Source organism: Kocuria sp. WN036, from assembly GCF_002287015.1.
GTDB lineage: Bacteria > Actinomycetota > Actinomycetes > Actinomycetales > Micrococcaceae > Kocuria > Kocuria rosea.
On the sequence record NZ_NSKF01000004.1, the window covers coordinates 21,915 to 40,761 of the forward strand.

The window sequence follows — 18,847 nt, forward strand, 5'->3', positions numbered from 1 at the left end:
ACCGACAGCCGAGGGAGCGCCGTGCGGCCGATCGTCTACGCGCACCGGGGGGCCAGCGCGGACCTCCCCGAGCACACCCGGGCCGCCTACGTGCAGGCGCTGCTGGACGGCGCCGACGGGGTGGAGTGCGACGTCCACCTCAGCCGCGACGGCCACCTCGTCCTGCACCACGACGCCCAGCTGGGCCGCACGAGCGACGGCCGGGGCCCCGTCTCCGCCCGCACGCTCGCCGAGCTGCGCCGCCTCGACTGGACCTCCTGGAAGGGCGTGCGCATCCCGCCGGGCCACGGGGCGCCGGGCCGTCAGCTGCTCACCCTGCCCGAGCTGCTGGACCTGCTGCGGGGAGCGGGCCGGCCCGTGGGCCTGGCCGTGGAGACGAAGCACCCCAGCCCGTTCGGCCACCGGCTCGAGGAGGAGGTCCTCGGTCTGCTGATGCGGGAGGGCTGGGACCCCGAGACCGGGCGGCTGGACGACGTCACGGTCTCGCTGATGAGCTTCCACCCCGACGCCGTCCGGCACTTCCTGGAGACGGTGCCCGCCCGGCACGTGTGCCAGCTGGTCGGGACGACCACCCGCCGCACGGTCGGGGACAGCCTGCGCGTCGGCCGCACGGCCGCGGCGGTGCTCCACGCCGGGATGCGGTTCGTGGTGCCGCCGGCGCTGCCCGTGATCTCGGCGGGCCTCGTGGACCTGGTGGGCCCGGGGCTGGACCTCGTCCGGGCCCGCCCCGACCTCGTGCGGCAGTGGCGGGCGGAGGGGCGCGTGCTGCGGGTCTGGACGGTCGACACCGCACGGGACGTGGACCTGTGCCGCGCGCTCGGCGTCCAGCAGCTCACCACGAACCGCCCGGCCGACGTGCTGCGCTGGGTGCGGGCGCCCTCCGGGGCCCCGCTCGGCGTCCCGGCCGGCGGCCCGGCGGCCGTCACGGGCCGGTCCCGGTGCGCGAGCACGGCGGTCGGGTAACGGGGGGTCACGTCACCGCCGGCCGGGTCCGGCGCGCGTATGCTCGACAGCAGCTGTCCGTGTCCCCCCGCACGCCGTCGTCGCCCGCCTCTCCCCCCACCACCAGGAGACGGTCATGCCCACCCCGATCCCGCCCCGCGCCCCGGACGCCGGCGCCGTGCGCGCTCCCGCCCCGGACCTCCAGGCCGAGGCCGTCCGGCTCGCCGAGCACGTGCGCCGCGAGACCGCCCGCGCCGTCGCGCCCGAGCGCATCGACTCGGAGTTGTCCCTGCTGAACCGGTTCGCCGAGCACGAGGACGTCGACGTCGTCCTCGGGCCCGTGCTCGCCGGGATCGTCGCGGCCGCTCTGCTCTCCGCCCGCCTCACGAGCGGGCTCACCGATCCCACCACCGGCGGGGCGGCCTGGCGGGCCCTGGACGGGCTCGAGCCGCACCCGGCGCCCGGGATCGGACGCCTCGACCTGGACGTGGCCACCCGGCGGCTGCGCCTGGGCCGCGGCACGGTCCTGGACCTTGCGCCGGTCGCGGACGCGTGGGCGGCGGACCGCATCGTCCGGGTCTTCACGGAGACGCACCCCGGCGTCGCGCTGGTCGCCGAGGTCGGCACGGCGTGCGCCGTGGGCGGGCCGACCGCCGCGGCCGCCGCCCTCGTAGGCGCCGCCCCGGCGGCACGGAGCGCCGACCCCCGGACCGCCGACCCCCGGACCGGTGTGGAGCCCGGGGTACGGGCGGCCCTCGTCGAGCGCGGCCGGCGGGGCCTCGCGGTGGTGGAGAGCCCCGGGAGCGTCCTGGTCGACCCGGTGACCGGCGCCGTCGCGGCGAGCCCGTGGGACCGGGTCGTGGTCGCCGCGCAGAGCGCGGTGGAGGCCCAGGCCTACGCCCGCGCGGCGCACGTGCTGGGACGGGACGCGCCCGGCTGGGTCGCGGCGTGCGCGGCCGACGGCGAGTTCACCGGTTCCCGGCCCGGCAGCACCCTCCGGCGCCGCCTCAGGACACCGGGCTGGCCGGAGCGGGCGGGCCGCGCGGCGGCCTGAGCGGCGCCGGTAGCATGACCGCATGAGAATCGTCATCGTGGGCGGCGTCGCCGGCGGAATGTCCGCGGCCACCCGTCTGCGCCGCCTGCTGGAGGACGCCGAGATCACGGTGTACGAGCGCAGCGGCCACGTGTCCTTCGCCAACTGCGGCCTGCCCTACCACGTGGGCGGCGTCATCGAGGAGCGCTCCGCGCTGCTGCTGCAGACCCCGCAGTCCCTGGGCGCCCGGTTCGGCCTCGACGTCCGGGTGGGGCACGAGGTCGTCGGCGTCGACCGGGACCGGCACGTGCTGCGCGTCCGGGACCTCGCCTCCGGCCGGGAGGATGAGCGGGGCTACGACGTCCTCGTCCTCTCCCCGGGGGCCGTCCCCGTCCGCCCGCCCGTGCCCGGCATCGAGCGCGCCCTGGTCCTGCGCGACATCGAGGACACCGACGCGGTCGTGGCCGCGGTCGAGGGCGCCCGCTCCGCCGTGGTCGTCGGCGGCGGCTACGTCGGCCTCGAGGTCGCCGAGCAGCTCGTCCACCGCGGCCTGCAGGTCTCCCTCGTCGAGGCCGCCCCCCAGGTCATGGCCCCGCTCGACCCCGAGATGGTCGAGCCCGTGCACACCCTGATGCGCGAGCGCGGGCTCGACCTGCGGCTGGGGACCACGGTCACCGAGGTGGGGGAGCGCACCGTGACGCTCGACGACGGCACCGAGCTGCCGGCCGACGTGGTCCTCGCCGCGGTCGGCGTCCGCCCCGACAGCACGCTGGCCCGGGCCGCGGGGCTGGAGGTCGGGGCGCGCGGCGGCATCGTCGTCGACGAGCACCTCCGCACCTCCGACCCGGACGTCTACGCCGTGGGGGACGCCGTGGAGAAGCGCGACGCCCTCGACGGGTCCGCCACGCTCGTCGCGCTGGCCAACACGGCCAATCTCCAGGGCCGGCTCGTCGCCGACGTGATCGCCGGCATGGATGTCTCCGACCGGCCGGTGCTGGGCACCTCCGTGGTCGGCGTCTTCGGCCTCACGGCCGCGGCCACGGGCTGGAACGAGAAGCGGCTGCGCGCCGCGGGCCGGTCCTACCGGGCGATCCACACGCACCCCGCGAACCACGCCGGCTACTACCCCGGGGCGGAGGGGATGACCCTCAAGCTGCTCGTGGACCCGGAGGACGACGCGATCCTCGGCGCCCAGGGCGTGGGCGGGGCGGGCGTGGACAAGCGCATCGACGTCCTCGCCACGGCCATCACCGGCGGCATCGCGGCCGCCGACCTCGCCGAGCTCGAGCTGGCCTACTCCCCGCTCTACGGCTCCGCCAAGGACCCCGTGAACATGCTCGGCTACATCGACCGCAACCACCGGGACGGGCTCGTCGAGACCGTCCAGTGGCACGAGCTCGACGACCGCCTCGCCTCCGGCGCCACCCTGCTGGACGTCCGCACCCCGGGTGAGCACACGGCGATGCCGATCCCCGGCGGGATCAACATCGAGCTGGACCAGCTGCGGGACCGCCTCGACGAGCTGCCGGAGGGCGAGCTCGTGGTGCACTGCCAGGCCGGCCTGCGCGGCTACCTCGCGGCCCGGGTCCTGGCGCAGCACGGACGGGACGTCGTCAACCTCGACGGCGGCTACCTCACCTGGGCGGCCCGGCCCGACGGCGCCGCGGCGACGCCCTCCGGCGACGACGAGGACCGGGGCTCCCCGGCCGGCTGAGCGGCACCCGGGACGCGGCGCAGCACGAGGCCCCCGCACGGGAACAGGGACGAGACGGTCCTGTTCCCGTGCGGGGGCCTCGTGCGTGCAAGGACGACCCGACGCTCGTTCACGAAAGGTAACAGGGGGAATTCTCCTGTCCCCGGAGCTGTGGCCGGGACGGGCGACCGGCCACCCAGCTCCCGGCCCCCGGCGCGCACCGGGGGAGCGTCCCCGACCGTCGACCCCCGGCCCGGGAACCGCACGATTGCAGTCGAAAACGTCTCGCAGAGCGAGATGCGGGCTGTGATCTTTACCACTGGAAACCCATCGGGCGGTCGGCATCGCCCCTGGCAGCTCCACCGACGAACGCATCGATAACGGAGGAATAACGCCGCCGTGACGGATCCGTGAGGAGGCCATAACACCCCGCTCCGTAGAACGGACGTGCCGGTAACACCGGTGTTACGTGCATCGAAAGGAGTTGGACATGACCTCAGTGCCACATCGCTCTCACCGCCGCGAGGAGGCTGCGGCGGCAGAGCGAGTGCTGTGGGACGAGGCCGCCGCGAAGGGAGGCCCCGCCGGAGCAGCTCCGTGGACGGAGCCCTCGACCCGGGGCGTCCGGAGCACGGAGACCAAGCCCACCCGGCTGCACCACTTCTTCGAGCGCAGCTGCGACCTGACCCCCGACGCCCAGGCGCTGCACGCCGACGGCCGGGCCTACACCTACGCGGAGCTCGACGAGCTCGCCAACCGCCTGGCCCACCTGATCACCGGCTACGGCCTGAGCGCGGGCGACCGCGTCGGGATCCTGCTCCAGCGCTCCACGATGCTCTACGCGTCCCTCCTGGCGATCCTCAAGACGGGCGCTGCCTTCGTCCCGATCGACCCGAACCTGCCCGCGGACCGCGTGCAGTTCATCGCCGAGGACTCCGACCTGTCCCTCATGCTGACCTCCGCCGAGTTCGTGGCCCTGGTCGAGGACGCGCCCGCCGACGTCGTCGACGTCGGCCGGATCGGCGAGCGGCTCGGGGAGGCGCCCGCGCACCGCCCGGTCGTCCGCCACGAGGGCGACCCCACGTGCTACATCATCTACACCTCGGGCTCGACCGGCCGCCCCAAGGGCGTCGAGGTCGCGCACTCGAGCATCTGCAACTTCATCGAGATCGTGCCCGAGGTCTACGACGTCCGCTCCGAGGACCGCGTCTACCAGGGCATGACCATCGCGTTCGACTTCTCCATCGAGGAGATCTGGCCGACCTGGGCCGTGGGCGCCTCCCTGGTGGCCGGCCCCACCGACGACGCCCGCCTGGGACAGGGGCTCGCCGAGTTCCTGCAGCGCATGGAGATCTCCGTGCTCTACTGCGTGCCGACCGTCCTGGCCACCCTCGAGCACGACCTGCCCCGCATCCGCAGCATCCTGGTGGGCGGCGAGGCCTGCCCCGCCGACCTCGTGGAGCGGTGGTCCACCCCCGAGCGCCGGATGCTCAACACCTACGGCCCCACCGAGGGCACCGTGACCGCCACGTGGGGCGAGCTCGCCCCCGGGCGGCCCGTGACCATCGGCAAGCCCCTGCCCACCTACGAGGTGCGGATCCTCGACGAGGAGATGAACGAGGTCGCCGACGGCGAGCCGGGCGAGATCTGCATCGCCGGCCCCGGCGTGGCCCGCGGCTACGTCAACCTGCCGCACGTCACCGAGGAGCGCTTCCGCCCCCACCCGGACGGGCCCCGGGCCGGACGGATCTACCGCACCGGCGACCTGGGCCGGTTCATGCCCGACGGCGAGATCGAGTACCTCGGCCGCGCCGACAGCGAGGTGAAGATCCGCGGTCACCGCGCGGACCTGCAGGAGATCGAGAACGTGCTGCGCCGGGAGGACGCGGTGGCGGACGCCGCCGTGAAGCTCACCTCCGGCGGCGACGACGTCGCGGCGTTCCTCACCCTGCGCGCCCCGGTGCGCGACGAGCGCGCCCTCTTCGAGCTGCTCCACGACTCCGTGGTCGCGGCGCTGCCGCCGTACATGGTGCCGTCCTTCTACGAGATCCTGCCCGCGATGCCGATGATGGTCAGCGGCAAGGTGGACCGGAAGAACCTGCCGGACCCCAGCACGCCCCGCTTCGTCACCACGATGGGGCTGGTCCCGCCGGCGACGGACGCCGAGTGGGGGATCACGGAGGTGTGGTCCAAGGTCTTCCGCATCCCCGAGGACCAGCTCTCCGTGGAGGCGGACTTCTTCATGGAGCTCGGCGGGCACTCGCTGCTCGCCGCGACCGCCACGTCCGAGCTGCGCCGCGCGCACCCGGACCAGGACATCTCCATCGCGGACATCTACACCTACCCGACCGTCCGGGACCTGGCGCGCCACCTGGACGCCGCCCCGGCGTACGTCCCCGCCGCGGCCGCCCCGGACGACCGCCCCGCGCCGCTGCACCACACCAGCGGCCGCGTGGCGCTGTGCGGCCTCGCGCAGGTGACGACGATGGTCCTGGCGGCCATGCTCGTCGGCTCCCCGCTCGCCGCGGTCCTGTACTCCTACGGCGGTCAGTTCAGCTACGCCCTGATGTGGGACATGCTCCTGGTGGGCGTCCTGGTCTCGGTGCTCGCCCGCGTCCTCCTGCCGTTCCTCGGCTCCCGCGTGCTGGGACGCTTCGTCAGACCGGGGCACCACGCCCTCTGGGGCCGGCAGTACTACCTGCTCTGGTGCATCGACGGGCTGACCCGGCTCTCGCCGCTCAACCTCCTGACCGGCACCCCGATGGCCGCCGTCTACCTGCGCCTGCTGGGCGCCAGGATCGGTCCGGACGCCCACGTGGGCACCGCCGCCATCGGCCTGCCCTCGCTCGTCACCGTCGGCGCCCGCGCCAGCATCGGCTACAACTCCTCCGTGCAGACCGCCCAGGTCGAGGAGGGGTGGGTGACCATCGCGCCGGTGCACATCGGCGACGACGCGTTCGTGGGGGCCAACGCCCTCCTGCAGCCGGGCACCCGGATCGAGGACGGTGCCCGCCTGGCCGAGCAGTCCCTGGCCTCCCGCAACCAGACGATCCCCGCCGGCGAGCACTGGCTGGGCTCCCCGGCCCGGCCCGGTGACGGGGACGACGAGCTGCTCGAGCGGATGGAGCGGCGCCCGCTGCCCAGCGGCCGCTGGCCCGCCCCGCTGGCGGCCGGCCTGCTCCTGGGCTGGCTGGTCCTCGAGCTGATGCCCTTCGTCCTGGTGCTCCCGTCCTTCCTGATGATCTGGGCCGCGGCCCTGGAGTTCGGCCTCCCCGTGGGGCTCGCCCTCACCCCGGCGGTCGGCGTCGTCTACGTGCTCACGGTCTGCGCCGTGGTCGCGGGCGGCCGGAAGATCGTCCTGCGCCGCACGCCCACCGGCATCCACCCCGTGCGCAGCGGGCTCGGCGTGCGCAAGTGGATGGCGGACCAGCTGCTCTCCACCAGCCTGGAGAGCACCAACGCCCTGTACGCCACGATGTACACGGTCCCCTGGCTGCGCGCCCTGGGCGCCAAGGTCGGCCCCCGCTCCGAGGTCTCCACGGTCGGCCACATCGACCCGGACCTCCTCACCCTCGGCGAGGGAAGCTTCGTCGCGGACATGGCCAGCGTGGGCAGCGCCGTCTACCACCACGGTCACCTGTACATGGAGCGCACCGTGGTGGGCGACCGCTCGTTCGTGGGCAACGCCGCGTTCGTGCCCTCGGGCACCCGGATGGGCGAGGGCTCCCTGGTGGGCGTCGCCTCGGTGCCCCCGGCCGACGTGCCGGACGGCACGTCCTGGCTGGGCTCGCCCGCCATGTTCCTGCCCCGCCGGCAGGACAGCGGCAACTACGACGAGAGCCTCACCTTCCGGCCCTCGCGCGGCAAGGTGGCGGCCCGCCTCGTCATCGAGGCGCTGCGCATCACGGTCCCGCCGGCGCTGATCGGGCTGATCGGCTACCTGGGCCTGCTCGCCTCGGTCGCCCTGGTGCCCGAGCTGACGCTGCTCGGCTTCGTGGCCGTGCTGCCCCTCGTCGCGCTGGCCACCGGCCTGACCGTGGTCCTCGCCGTCGTCGTCCTGAAGTGGGCGATCGTGGGCCGGTACCGCCAGCGCGTCGAGCCGCTGTGGGACAACTTCGTCCGGCGCAGCGAGTTCGTCACCGGCGTGTACGAGTCCGCGGCGGTCCCCGCCCTCATCGGCGGTCTCGTGGGCACGCCCCTGATCGGCCCGGTCCTGCGCCTGTTCGGCGCGCAGATCGGCCGGCGGACGTACATCGGCACCACCTACCTGACCGAGTTCGACCTCGTCCACATCGGCGACGACGCCGCCGTCTCGACGGACGTGTCGCTGCAGACGCACCTCTTCGAGGACCGAGTGATGAAGATGTCCCACGTGGAGATCCTGCCCGGGGCCTCCGTCGGTGCGCGCTCGATCGTGCTCTACGACACGACGGTCGGCGCGGGTGCCTCGGTGGACGCCCTGTCGCTGGTGATGAAGGGCGAGCAGCTGCTGCCCCACACCGCCTGGCGCGGCATCCCGGTGCGGTCGGCCACGGCCGCCCTGACCTCGGGACGATGACCCGGCCATGACCGCCCAGTGGACGTCCCCGCGACCCGGCAGCGGGTCGCGGGGACGCCGTTGCCCCGCCGCCGGGCGCGCACCGGCCGGGACGGCCCCGGGCGGGAGCGCGTCAGGCGCTGCGCATGTGGCCCATCAGCTGGGTGATCTGGGGGGAGGGCGGCGCTCCGAGCTCGTCGGCCATCGTGCTGCAGAAGCTGCGGAACGTCTGCAGGGCCGGGGCGTTGTTGCCGAGACCCAGGTCCGCCTCGATCGACACGCGGACCGCGCTCTCCCGCAGCGGGTCCAGGGCCCGGACGTTGTCGGCGAGCACGTGGGCCCGGTAGAAGTCGCGGTGCTCCAGGGAGAGCCGGGCGAGGTGCTCCACGGCGTTGACGTACAGGGTCCGCAGCCGGTCCTGCTCGGCCATCACCCAGCCGTCGTACCAGCCGGGCAGCAGCTGGGCGCCGTCGGGGGACAGGAACCAGGGGTCCTCCGTCACGGGCGCCGTGGCGGTGGCCGCCCGGTCCAGGGACGCGCGCAGCTCGTGCAGGTCCACGGTGACCGTTTCGGCCAGGGCGATGTTGTTGCCGCGGGCCCCGACGGCTCCGGGCACCTGGCGCGAGATGTTGAAGACGGTGGTGCGCAGGCTGCCCATCGCGCGCTCCGCGGTCCGGTCGGGCCACAGCAGCTCGCCGAGGAACCGGCGCGGCTTGGGACCGAGGACGGCGAGCGCGGCCAGCAGGCGCTGCTGCCGGTGGCCCAGGGCCAGCACGGTGCCGTCGAGCTCGACCTCGACGTTGCCGAGAAGCCGCAGCCTGATCGAGTGTTCCCCATCCATTGTCATGATCCCCCACTGTCATGATCACTGTCCCCGGTGCGCCCGGAGCCTGCCTTCCCCCGAAGGCCGTGGTCCGAGCACCGTCCTCTCCGGTCCCGCGGACCAGGATCCAGGTCCGCCGCGAGAGAGGGTTCAGGCACCGATGATCCCGGGCAACGCCCCGTGAGTCAAAAGCGAACGCCCGGAGTGCGTCAAAAGCAAACGAAAACCCAGGCGGCCGGCACGCGACCCCGGTGGAGGGTGGTGCGCAGGACCGCACCGTGGTATACGACTGATCCCCGGACCGGCGGTGCCGGCCGGGGCACGAGCTCAGGAGTTCTACCGATGACCGACCAGCGACCCGTCACGGGCGTCCGCACGGACCCCCTCGGGAACATCGTCGCCCTGTGCAATCCCGCGGAGGTGTGGTCCCCGCGGTCGACCACCCGGATCATCCGGGACATCGAGAGCGAGGTCCACCTCTACTACGTCCCGGGGTCGTCGGGGCAGCTGCGGGTCCGCGTGGTGTCCGCCGGGTGCGAGAAGCGGCTGTGGGCCGCCCCGGAGGACACCGTGTGCAACAACCTGCACGACCTCCCGTCCGTCTGATCCGCACGGACTGATCCGCACGGACTGGTCCGCACGGGCCGATCCGCGCGGCACGGGGTGCCCGGGCGCGTCCCGGCGCCCCGTGCCCGGGCACCCCGTCGTCACGCGGGGCGCGGGCTCACAGGAAGCGCACGAGGTCCGCCGCGATGCCCGTGTAGGTGGCCGGGGTCAGCCCGGACAGCCGCTGCTCCGCGGCCGGGGGCAGGCCCAGGCCCGCCACGAACTCCTGGAGCCGGGCGGCGTCCACCCGGCGGCCGCGGGTCAGGTCCTTGAGGCGCTCGTAGGGGTTGTCCATGCCCTCGACGCCGGCGATCGCCTCGGCGCGCATGACCATCTGGACCGCCTCCGCGAGGACCTCCCAGTTCGCGTCGAGATCGGCGGCCAGGACCGCCTCCGCCACGTCGAGGCGGGCCAGGCCCTTGCTCACGTTGGAGACCGCGAGCAGGGAGTGCCCGAAGGCCACGCCGATGTTGCGCTGGGACGAGGAGTCGGTGAGGTCGCGCTGCCACCGGGACGTCACGAGCGTGGCGCCGAGGGCGTCCAGCAGAGCGTTGGAGAGCTCGAGGTTCGCCTCGGCGTTCTCGAAGCGGATGGGGTTGACCTTGTGCGGCATGGTGGAGGAGCCGGTGGCGCCCTCCACCGGGATCTGCTGGAAGTAGCCGATCGAGATGTAGGACCAGACGTCGGTGCAGAAGTTGTGCAGGATCCGGTTGAACCGGGCGAGGTCGGCGTAGAGCTCGGCCTGCCAGTCGTGGGACTCGATCTGGGTGGTCAGCGGGTTCCAGGACAGGCCCAGGCCCTCCACGAACTCGCGCGAGACCTCCGTCCAGTCCGCGTCCGGGACGGACGCGTAGTGGGCGGCGTAGGTGCCCGTGGCTCCGTTGATCTTCCCCAGGTACTCGGTGCGCTCGATCCGGGACAGCTGGCGGCCCAGGCGGTGGGCGACCACCGCCATCTCCTTGCCCAGCGTGGTGGGCGTGGCGGGCTGGCCGTGGGTGCGGGAAAGCATGGGGGTCTCCGCCGCGGACCCGGCCAGCGCCGCGACGTCGGCCACGAGCGCCCGGGCCGCGGGCAGCCACACGTCGGTCGTGGCGTCCTTGACTCCCAGGGCCCACGCCAGGTTGTTGATGTCCTCGGAGGTGCAGCCGAAGTGCACGAGGGGGACCAGGTGCTCCAGTCCCAGGGCGGGCAGCCGGCGGCCGATGTAGTACTCCACGGCCTTGACGTCGTGGACCGTCACGGCCTCGATCTCCGCGAGCTCCGCGACCGAGTCCGTGTCGAAGTCCGTGACGATCCGGCGCAGCCCCGCGGTCTGCTCCTCGGTCAGGGGCGCCAGCCCCGGCAGCACCGACCGCTCGGCGAGGTGCAGGAACCACTCGACCTCCACGTGCACGCGGTTGCGGTTGAGGGCGGCCTCGGAGAGGTGGTCGACCAGGGGCGCGACCACGGGCTGGTAGCGGCCGTCGAGGGGCCCCAGCGCGACGGGCGGGACGGCGGCGGCGAGCGCCGCGCGCCCTGAGGACAGGATGCGATCGGTGTTGGGCATGGGCACATTCTTCCACGGCCCCCGCGCGCTCCCGGGCGGACGAATTGTCGTCCGCCGCCAACTTTCGCGGAACCCGGTTGTAGCTTTCGCCCCGAAAAGCAGCGGGTCGTCCGGGGGGGCGTCATCGACCGGGGGAACCCCGGGGGTGCGGGGATAGCATGACCTCCATGAGTACCAGCGACGCTACCCGCACCCTGGCCGGCACCGCCCCGGCCTCGGGCCCGGCCACCGCCACCACCCCGGCGGTCCGGCCGCGCCCGGCTCTGTCCCGACTTCCCCGCTACGCGGCCGGCAAGCCCCCGGTCGTGGTGGACGGGCTCGTGTCCTACAAGCTGTCCTCCAACGAGAACCCGTTCGGGCCCGTGCCCGCCGTCAAGGAGGTCCTCGCCGGCTGGGACGCGGTGCACCGCTACCCCGAGACGACCTCCGCGGAGCTGCGGGAGGTGCTCGGCGAGTTCCTCGGCGTTCCCGCCGAGGACATCGTCACCGGCGCCGGCAGCCTCGGCGCGCTCAACCAGCTGCTCGGCGCCTTCGTGGGCGCCGGCGAGGACGGCACCCCGGACGAGGTGGTGCACGCCTGGCGCTCCTTCGAGGCCTACCCGATCAGCATCGGGCTCTCCGGCGGGCTGGGCGTCCCGGTCCCGAACCGCCGCGACGGCTCCCACGACCTCGAGGCCATGGCCGCCGCGGTCACCGCCCGGACGAAGGTCGTGCTGCTGTGCACGCCGAACAATCCGACGGGCCCCAGCCTCACCACCGCGCAGGTCGAGGAGTTCCTCGCCGCCGTGCCGCGCGACGTGATCGTGGTGATCGACGAGGCGTACCAGGAGTTCCAGCGCCGCGACGACCTCGTCGACGGCGTCGACCTGTACCGCCGGCACCCCAACGTCGTCGTGCTGCGGACGTTCTCCAAGGCCCACGGTCTGGCCGGGCTCCGGATCGGCTACTCCGTGGCCCGCCAGGAGATCACCCAGTACCTGCGCCAGGCGTCCCCCGCGTTCTCCGTGACCGACCTCGCCCAGCGCGCGGCGATCGCGTCCGTGCGCCACTACGACCAGGTGGCCGAGCGCGTCCAGCGGGTCGTCGACGAGCGGGAGCGGGTCCTCGCCGGGCTCGACGGGCTCGGCTGGCCGTACCCGCAGACGCAGGCGAACTTCGTGTGGCTGAACCTGGGCGAGCACAGCGGGGGCTTCGCCGAGCTGTGCGACGCCCACGCCCTGTCCGTGCGCCGCTTCGGCGACGAGGGCGTGCGCGTGACCATCGGGGAGCCGGAGGCCAACACCCGGTTCCTGGAGCTGTGCGCGCAGTTCCCCCACCCGCCCGTGCTCTGATCCTCGGCCGCGCCGGCCCGGCTCCCTCCCGAGCAACCCGAAAGGACGTCCTGCCCATGGATGCCGCCCCATCGTCCCCGGCCGCCCCCGTGCCGGCCCGCACCGTGCCGACGCCGGAGGTGCGCACGCGCCTGGTGCGGCTCCTCGACCGGGACGGCCGGCTGAGCGAGGACCCGGTCCTGTCCCCGTACGTGCGCGACGTCGACGCCGAGCAGCTGCGCGGGCTGTACCGCTCGATGGCGCTGGCCCGCCGCTTCGACGAGGAGGCGACCAACCTCCAGCGGCAGGGGCAGCTGGTGCTGTGGGCGCCGATGCGCGGGCAGGAAGCAGCCCAGGTGGGCTCCGCCCGTGCGCTGCGCCCGGCCGACCACGTGTTCCCGACCTACCGGGAGCACGCCGTGGCCATCGAGCGGGGCGTCGAGCCCGCCGAGCTGCTCACGGTGTTCCGCGGGCACAGCGCCGGGGGCTGGCGGCCCAGCCGGCACCACATGAACGTCTACTCCATCGTGCTCGGCTGCCAGGTCCCGCACGCCGTGGGCTACGCCATGGGCATCGACCTGGACCGGCGGACGGCCGAGGCGGAGGGCCGGGAGGCCGAGCCGGCGGCCGCGGTCGTCTACTTCGGGGACGGCACCTCCACCCAGGGCGAGGTCCACGAGGGCATGGTCTTCGCCGCGTCCTACGACGCCCCGGTGGTCTTCTTCGTGCAGAACAACCAGTGGGCCATCTCGGTGCCGTTCCGCACCCAGTCCCGCGTGCCCCTGGCCGAGCGCGCCGCGGGGTACGGCTTCGAGGGGATCCGCGTGGACGGCAACGACGTGCTCGCGGTGCTGGCGGCCTCGCGGTACGCGCTCGAGAAGGCCCGCGCCGGCCAGGGCCCGGTGCTCGTGGAGGCCGAGACCTACCGGCTCGGGGCCCACACCACCGCGGACGACCCCACCAAGTACCGCCTGCGGGAGGACGAGCAGCACTGGAGCGAGCTCGACCCGCTGCTCCGTCTCGAGGCGCACCTGCGCGAGGCCCACGGCACCGGCGACGACTTCTTCGCCGACGTCGCGGCCGACGCCCAGGCGTTCGCCGACCAGGCCCGCGCCCTCGTGCTGGCCATGGACCCGCCCGCGTTCGAGGACTTCTTCGACCGGCCCTACGCCGAGCCGCACGCCCTCGTGGAGGAGGAGCGCGCCTGGTACGCGGCCTACCAGGCGGGCTTCGCCGACACCGACACCGACGACGACGCCGGGCCGGGCACCGCCGGACCGGACCGGGGCACGCAGGCCGCGGGGCTGACCGTGGCGGCCGACCCCGTGGCCGGGGCCCCCGACCCGGAGACCGCCGGCACCCAGGAGGACCTCGCATGAGCACCGCACCGGACCTGACGATCGCGAAGGCGGTCAACGCGGGCCTGCGCCGGGCCATGGAGGAGAACCCCCGGGTGCTGCTCATGGGCGAGGACATCGGCTCCCTCGGCGGCGTCTACCGCGTCACCGAGGGGCTCAAGGCGGACTTCGGCGCCCACCGGGTGATGGACACCCCGCTGGGGGAGGCCGGGATCGTGGGCACCGCCATCGGGCTCGCCCTGCGCGGCTACCGGCCCGTGTGCGAGATCCAGTTCGACGGCTTCTCCTTCCCGGCGTTCAACCAGATCACCACGCAGCTGGCCAAGATGCGCAACCGCACCAACGGGGACGTCACCGTCCCCGTGACGATCCGCATCCCCTACGGCGGGGTCATCGGCTCCGTGGAGCACCACTCGGAGTCCCCCGAGGCGCTGTTCGCGCACACGGCGGGGCTGCGCATCGTCACGCCGTCCAACGCCCAGGACGCCTACTGGATGACCCAGCAGGCCATCGCGTGCGAGGACCCCGTCATCGTCTTCGAGCCCAAGCGGCGGTACTGGCTCAAGGGCGCGGTGGACGTCGAGCGCCCGACCGTCGACCCGTTCTCCGCGCAGGTCGTCCGTCACGGCGAGGACGCCACCGTGGTGGCCTGGGGCCCTCTCGTGCCGGTCGCGCTCGCCGCGGCGCAGGCGGCGGAGGAGGACGGGCGCAGCGTCGAGGTGATCGACCTGCGCTCGCTGTCGCCGATCGACTTCGACACCCTCGAGGACTCCGTGCGCCGGACGGGCCGCCTCGTCGTCGCCCACGAGGCCCCGACCTTCGGCGGCCTCGGCGGGGAGATCGCCGCCCGCCTCACCGAGCGGGCGTTCTACTCCCTGGAGGCACCGGTGCTGCGGGTGGGCGCCTACCACCTGCCGTACCCGGTGGCCGCCGTCGAGGACCAGTACGTGCCTGACCTCGACCGCATCCTCGAGGCCCTGGACCGGTCCTTCGCCTACTGACCCCGCCGACCCGGTCGCCGGCCCCCGGGCCGGCGGCACCGCCGCCGGCCCGGGGGCCGCGCGCGAGAGAGGAAGTACTGACATGCCCCAGATCTTCAACCTGCCCGACGTCGGCGAGGGCCTGACCGAGGCGGAGATCCTCGCGTGGAAGGTCGCACCGGGGGAGACCGTCACGGTCAACCAGGTGCTCGTCGAGATCGAGACCGCGAAGTCCGTGGTCGAGCTGCCGTCCCCGTACGCCGGCACCGTCCTGGACCTGCTGGCCGCCGAGGGCAGCACGGTCGAGGTCGGCGCCCCCATCATCGCCGTGGGCTCCCCGGGCGAGTCGGCGGAGCCCGCCCCGGCCTCCGGCGTCCCCGGGATCCTGGGGGAGGGCGGGGAGCCCGGTGCGGACCGGCCGCTCGTCGGCTCCGGGCCCAAGGCCGACCCCGTGCGGCGGCGGCGCCGGGCGGTCCCGCCGCCGGCGCCGGAGGCCGAGCCGGAGCCGGCCCGGCCCGCGGGCTGGACGGAGAAGCTGTCCCGGGGCCCGCTGGGCGCCGGGCTCGGCGGGGGGATCGGCACGGCGGCCCAGGGCATCGCAGGGCGCGCCGCCCGGCTGGCCGAGGACAGCGGCGTCTGGCGCCGGCCGGGTCGCGGCGACGTGCCCCCGGCCGTCGAGGTCGTCCCGCGCCGCCCCGCGCTGGCGAAGCCTCCGGTCCGGAAGGCCGCACGGGACCTGGGCGTCGACCTCGCCGACGTCCCCGCCACGGGCGCCGCCGGACAGATCACCAAGCAGGACCTGCTCGCCCACGTGGCGCGGCTCGGCGAGGCCGTGGACCGGCGCCGCCCCGCGGCCCCGGAGGAGCGGATCGAGCGGATCCCCGTCAAGGGCGTGCGGAAGGCCACGGCGCAGAACATGGTGCGCAGCGCCTTCAGCGCCCCGCACGCCTCGGTCTTCGTGGAGGTCGACGCCACGCGCACCATGGAGTTCGTCCGGCGGCTCAAGGCCGCCCCGGACTACGAGGGCGTCAAGGTCACGCCCCTGCTGGTGCTCGCGAAGGCCGTCGTGTGGGCCGCGGCCCGCAACCCGATGGTCAACGCGACGTGGACGGACGAGGAGATCCTCGTCAAGCACTTCGTCAACCTGGGCATCGCGGCGGCCACGCCGCGCGGTCTCATGGTCCCGAACGTCAAGGACGCCCAGGACCTCTCGCTGCGCGAGCTGGCCGTGGCCCTCGACGAGCTCTCCCGGACCGCTCGGGCGGGGCGCACGCAGCCGGCCGACATGCAGGGCGGCACCCTGACCGTGACCAACATCGGGGCCCTGGGCCTCGACACCGGCACGCCGATCATCAATCCCGGCGAGGTGGCGATCATCGCGTTCGGGAGCATCAAGCAGAAGCCGTGGGTCGTGGACGGCGCCGTGGTGCCCCGCTGGGTCACCACGCTGGGCGGGTCCTTCGACCACCGCGTGGTCGACGGGGACCTCGCGGCCCGCTTCACCGCGGACGTGGCCCGGATCCTCGAGGAGCCGGCGCTGCTGCTGGAGTGAGCCCCGGCCCGTGCGGTCCGCGGCACGAGCGGCACGGCAACGGCCCCGCACCGATCGGTGCGGGGCCGTGTGCTGCGTCGTCGACGCGCGTGCCGCCACGTCTCACGGCTCTCCCCGCCGGGCCGTGGCCCGACGCCGCACCGACGTGGAACTGGGCGGTTGCGTCCCGTGCCCGGCGCCCCATCTCCTGTGGACCCGTGATTGAAATCCCCCCAGACACAATCACACATCTCATTCACGATGGATCACTCGTGCGACGCCGGCCGCGGTGGCAACCTGCCCGTCGGCCCCCGGCACTGCTGCCGGAGACCTGTCCCCCCACGCCCGGAGGACCGCCTCAGTGCGGCCTCCTGACGTCCAGGACTGGGTCCAGTATTGCGGAGGTCTGGACAAAAGTCTGTCCCCCGATGTGCGCATGACGGGGCATGACCGCGATCGCGCCGGACCGCGGCGGCCGTAGGCTGGGCGCATGCCTGCGCACCTGCCGCCCCGTCCCTCCGCACGCTCGGCGGTGCCGCCGTTCCGGGTGATGGAGATCCTCGCCGACGTCGAGCGCCTGCGCGCCGCCGGCCGGGACGTCGTCTCCCTCTGCGCGGGGGAGCCCTCCGGCGGCGCCCCGGGTCCCGTCGCGCGGGCGGCCGCCCGGGTGCACGCCCGCAACGAGGGGCTGGGCTACACCCCCGCCCTCGGGATCGAGCCGCTGCGCCGGGCGGTGGCCGGCCACTACGCCCGGTGGTACGGGCTCGACGTCCGTCCCGAGGACGTCGCGATCACCACGGGGGCCTCCGGGGCGCTCGTGCTCACCTTCCTGGCGGCGTTCGACGCGGGGGACCGGGTGGCGGTGTGCCGGCCGGGCTACCCCGCCTACCGCAACACCCTGGCCGCCCTGGGCGCCGAGGTGGTCGAGCTCGACTGCGGGGCGGCGACCCGCTTCCAGCCCACGCCCGGGATGCTCGACGCCGCGGTCGCCGAGCACGGGCCCCTGCAGGGACTGGTGGTGGCGGGCCCGGCGAACCCGACCGGCACCGTGCTGGAGCCCGGGGAGCTGGCGGCGCTGGCCCGGTGGTGCGCCGAGCACGGGACGCGCCTGATCAGCGACGAGATCTACCACGGGATCGTGCACACCGCCCCGGAGGGCGGCGCGCCCCGCGACGGCGGGCCGTACCGGGGCACCAGCGCGTGGGAGCACGACCGCGACGCCGTGGTGATCTCCTCCTTCTCCAAGTACTGGGGGATGACGGGGTGGCGGCTGGGGTGGGCCCTGCTGCCCCGGGACCTCGCGGCCGCGGTCGACGCGCTGGCCGGCAACCTGAGCCTCTGCCCGCCCGCCGCCGCGCAGCACGCCGCCGTGGAGGCCTTCACCCCTGACGCCTACGCCGAGGCGGACCGGGCGGTCGAGCAGTTCGCGCGCTCCCGGAGCCTGCTCCTGGACGCGCTCCCGGCGCTCCGGTGGGGCGAGGTCGCGCCGGCGGACGGGGCGTTCTACCTCTACGCCGACCTCGGGGAGCAGCTCGAGCGGCACGGCAGCTCCCTGGAGTGGTGCCGGCGGCTGCTGGAGGCGGAGGCCGTGGCGGTCGTCCCGGGCCTGGACTTCGACGCCGCGCGCGGCCACCGCGCGGTGCGGCTGTCCTTCGCCGCGGGGCCCGACCGGGTGGATGAGGCCCTCACCCGGATCCTCCGGTTCCAGTCCCGTCCCTGAAGCACCCGGCCAGGTGCCCGGGGAGCACCCCGGTGCGGAGCAGGAACCGGTGCGCGGTGGTGCGCCCCACGAACACGAGTCCCTGCACCTTGAGCCGGGCGGCCAGCCGGTCCCCCTCAGGGGAGCGGCGCGACTCTTCCAGGACGGTCAGGGGCGGCTCGGCGGCGGCCGGGCGAAGATCCCGGACGTGCTCCGCCCAGTCCTCGAGACCGAGTCCGCGGCAGGCGCGCGCGTTGTGCACCACGGCCTCGATCTTGACCCGGTTGCGGATGACCGCGGGATCCAGGAGCAGCTCGTCGACGTCGTCCTCGGTCATCCGGGCGATCTCCTCGGGGACGAAGTCCCGCAGCGCCCGGCGCAGGCCCTCCCGCCGCTGGGCGATGCTCCAGCGGGCCAGGCCCGCCTGGAAGATCTCCAGGCCGAGGGCCTCGAACCAGCCGGAGGAGTCCGCGGGCCGTGCGCCCCAGCGCCGGTCGTGCTCCTCGAGGGCGGCCGGGCCCGTGGGCGCCCAGGGGCAGCGGCGCAGGCCGTCCCCGCAGAGCACGGCGCGGAAGGCGTCGTCGGGGTAGCGGACGCCACCGTCCCGGAGGGCGGTGTCGGGCGGGCGGTCGCCGGGGCGGTCGTGGGTGCCGCGGGAGCGGTCGTCGGCGGGGTGCGGGCCGTGCCCGGCGGAGGCGGTGTCCATGGGACCACGGTAGGAACGCCGGGCCGGCGGACCGCAGGCACGCGGCTCCCTGTGGACGGTGCCGCCGGTGTCCGGGGCGCCGG

13 protein-coding genes are annotated in these 18,847 nt (G+C 74.5%); 10 read left to right on the forward strand and 3 right to left on the reverse strand.

What is annotated here, in order from left to right; genetic code table 11:
• Positions 1-21: 21 nt before the first annotated feature.
• The 4 genes from CK505_RS04225 to CK505_RS04240 all read left to right on the forward strand — a co-directional run bounded on the left by CK505_RS04225 (position 22) and on the right by CK505_RS04240 (position 8,226).
• Positions 22-963: a glycerophosphodiester phosphodiesterase family protein gene (locus CK505_RS04225; protein WP_095650343.1), complete on the forward strand. Its 942-nt coding sequence runs from the start codon at positions 22-24 to the stop codon at positions 961-963.
• 115 nt (positions 964-1,078) lie between these two features.
• Positions 1,079-1,996, forward strand: a complete 918-nt coding sequence (locus CK505_RS04230) for an FAD:protein FMN transferase (protein ID WP_095650344.1) — start codon at positions 1,079-1,081, stop codon at positions 1,994-1,996.
• A 22-nt stretch (positions 1,997-2,018) separates the two neighbouring features.
• Positions 2,019-3,689, forward strand: a complete 1,671-nt coding sequence (locus CK505_RS04235) for an FAD-dependent oxidoreductase (protein ID WP_095650345.1) — start codon at positions 2,019-2,021, stop codon at positions 3,687-3,689.
• A 469-nt stretch (positions 3,690-4,158) separates the two neighbouring features.
• Positions 4,159-8,226, forward strand: coding sequence for a Pls/PosA family non-ribosomal peptide synthetase (locus CK505_RS04240; RefSeq protein ID WP_255250885.1), 4,068 nt, complete (start codon positions 4,159-4,161; stop codon positions 8,224-8,226).
• 112 nt (positions 8,227-8,338) lie between these two features.
• Here CK505_RS04240 and CK505_RS04245 read toward each other — a convergent pair whose 3' ends face one another.
• Positions 8,339-9,046 carry a BTAD domain-containing putative transcriptional regulator gene (locus CK505_RS04245; RefSeq protein ID WP_035928176.1) on the reverse strand — a complete coding sequence of 236 codons (708 nt, stop codon included), beginning with the start codon at positions 9,044-9,046 and terminating at the stop codon, positions 8,339-8,341.
• A 324-nt stretch (positions 9,047-9,370) separates the two neighbouring features.
• On the opposite strand from CK505_RS04245, the gene CK505_RS04250 reads away from it, so the two are divergent.
• Complete coding sequence (locus CK505_RS04250; RefSeq protein WP_017833496.1) at positions 9,371-9,634, forward strand: hypothetical protein; 264 nt, start codon at positions 9,371-9,373, stop codon at positions 9,632-9,634.
• A 118-nt stretch (positions 9,635-9,752) separates the two neighbouring features.
• On the opposite strand, the gene purB is transcribed toward CK505_RS04250, so the two are convergent.
• Positions 9,753-11,180, reverse strand: a complete 1,428-nt coding sequence (gene purB / locus CK505_RS04255) for an adenylosuccinate lyase (RefSeq protein WP_095650347.1) — start codon at positions 11,178-11,180, stop codon at positions 9,753-9,755.
• A 167-nt stretch (positions 11,181-11,347) separates the two neighbouring features.
• On the opposite strand from purB, the gene CK505_RS04260 reads away from it, so the two are divergent.
• The 5 genes from CK505_RS04260 to CK505_RS04280 all read left to right on the forward strand — a co-directional run bounded on the left by CK505_RS04260 (position 11,348) and on the right by CK505_RS04280 (position 18,079).
• A complete protein-coding gene (locus CK505_RS04260; RefSeq protein ID WP_017833498.1) occupies positions 11,348-12,511 on the forward strand; it encodes a histidinol-phosphate transaminase in 1,164 nt (387 codons plus the stop codon).
• Positions 12,512-12,567: 56 nt separating this feature from the next.
• A complete protein-coding gene (locus CK505_RS04265) occupies positions 12,568-13,869 on the forward strand; it encodes a thiamine pyrophosphate-dependent enzyme (protein WP_255250886.1) in 1,302 nt (433 codons plus the stop codon).
• Entirely contained in the window at positions 13,866-14,849 is a 984-nt protein-coding gene (locus CK505_RS04270) for an alpha-ketoacid dehydrogenase subunit beta (RefSeq protein WP_095650348.1), read from the forward strand. The genes CK505_RS04265 and CK505_RS04270 overlap by 4 nt, the downstream gene beginning before the upstream one ends.
• An 82-nt stretch (positions 14,850-14,931) precedes the next feature.
• A complete protein-coding gene (locus tag CK505_RS04275) occupies positions 14,932-16,380 on the forward strand; it encodes a dihydrolipoamide acetyltransferase family protein (RefSeq protein WP_035928185.1) in 1,449 nt (482 codons plus the stop codon).
• Between the two features lie 469 nt (positions 16,381-16,849).
• Positions 16,850-18,079: an aminotransferase class I/II-fold pyridoxal phosphate-dependent enzyme gene (locus tag CK505_RS04280; RefSeq protein ID WP_095650349.1), complete on the forward strand. Its 1,230-nt coding sequence runs from the start codon at positions 16,850-16,852 to the stop codon at positions 18,077-18,079.
• On the opposite strand, the gene CK505_RS04285 is transcribed toward CK505_RS04280, so the two are convergent.
• Entirely contained in the window at positions 18,045-18,764 is a 720-nt protein-coding gene (locus tag CK505_RS04285; RefSeq protein ID WP_095650350.1) for a DNA-3-methyladenine glycosylase I, read from the reverse strand. The genes CK505_RS04280 and CK505_RS04285 overlap by 35 nt on opposite strands.
• Positions 18,765-18,847 lie beyond the last annotated feature (83 nt).

What these genes read in the sequence shown, in the direction of transcription:
- CK505_RS04230 (WP_095650344.1), top strand. Translation starts at nt 1,079, where the DNA reads ATGCCCACCCCGATCCCGCCCCGCGCCCCGGACGCCGGCGCCGTGCGC.
- CK505_RS04235 (WP_095650345.1), top strand. Translation starts at nt 2,019, where the DNA reads ATGAGAATCGTCATCGTGGGCGGCGTCGCCGGCGGAATGTCCGCGGCC.
- CK505_RS04240 (WP_255250885.1), top strand. Translation starts at nt 4,159, where the DNA reads ATGACCTCAGTGCCACATCGCTCTCACCGCCGCGAGGAGGCTGCGGCG.
- CK505_RS04245 (WP_035928176.1), bottom strand. Translation starts at nt 9,046, where the DNA reads ATGGATGGGGAACACTCGATCAGGCTGCGGCTTCTCGGCAACGTCGAG.
- CK505_RS04250 (WP_017833496.1), top strand. Translation starts at nt 9,371, where the DNA reads ATGACCGACCAGCGACCCGTCACGGGCGTCCGCACGGACCCCCTCGGG.
- purB (WP_095650347.1), bottom strand. Translation starts at nt 11,180, where the DNA reads ATGCCCAACACCGATCGCATCCTGTCCTCAGGGCGCGCGGCGCTCGCC.
- CK505_RS04260 (WP_017833498.1), top strand. Translation starts at nt 11,348, where the DNA reads ATGAGTACCAGCGACGCTACCCGCACCCTGGCCGGCACCGCCCCGGCC.
- CK505_RS04265 (WP_255250886.1), top strand. Translation starts at nt 12,568, where the DNA reads ATGGATGCCGCCCCATCGTCCCCGGCCGCCCCCGTGCCGGCCCGCACC.
- CK505_RS04270 (WP_095650348.1), top strand. Translation starts at nt 13,866, where the DNA reads ATGAGCACCGCACCGGACCTGACGATCGCGAAGGCGGTCAACGCGGGC.
- CK505_RS04275 (WP_035928185.1), top strand. Translation starts at nt 14,932, where the DNA reads ATGCCCCAGATCTTCAACCTGCCCGACGTCGGCGAGGGCCTGACCGAG.
- CK505_RS04280 (WP_095650349.1), top strand. Translation starts at nt 16,850, where the DNA reads ATGCCTGCGCACCTGCCGCCCCGTCCCTCCGCACGCTCGGCGGTGCCG.
- CK505_RS04285 (WP_095650350.1), bottom strand. Translation starts at nt 18,764, where the DNA reads ATGGACACCGCCTCCGCCGGGCACGGCCCGCACCCCGCCGACGACCGC.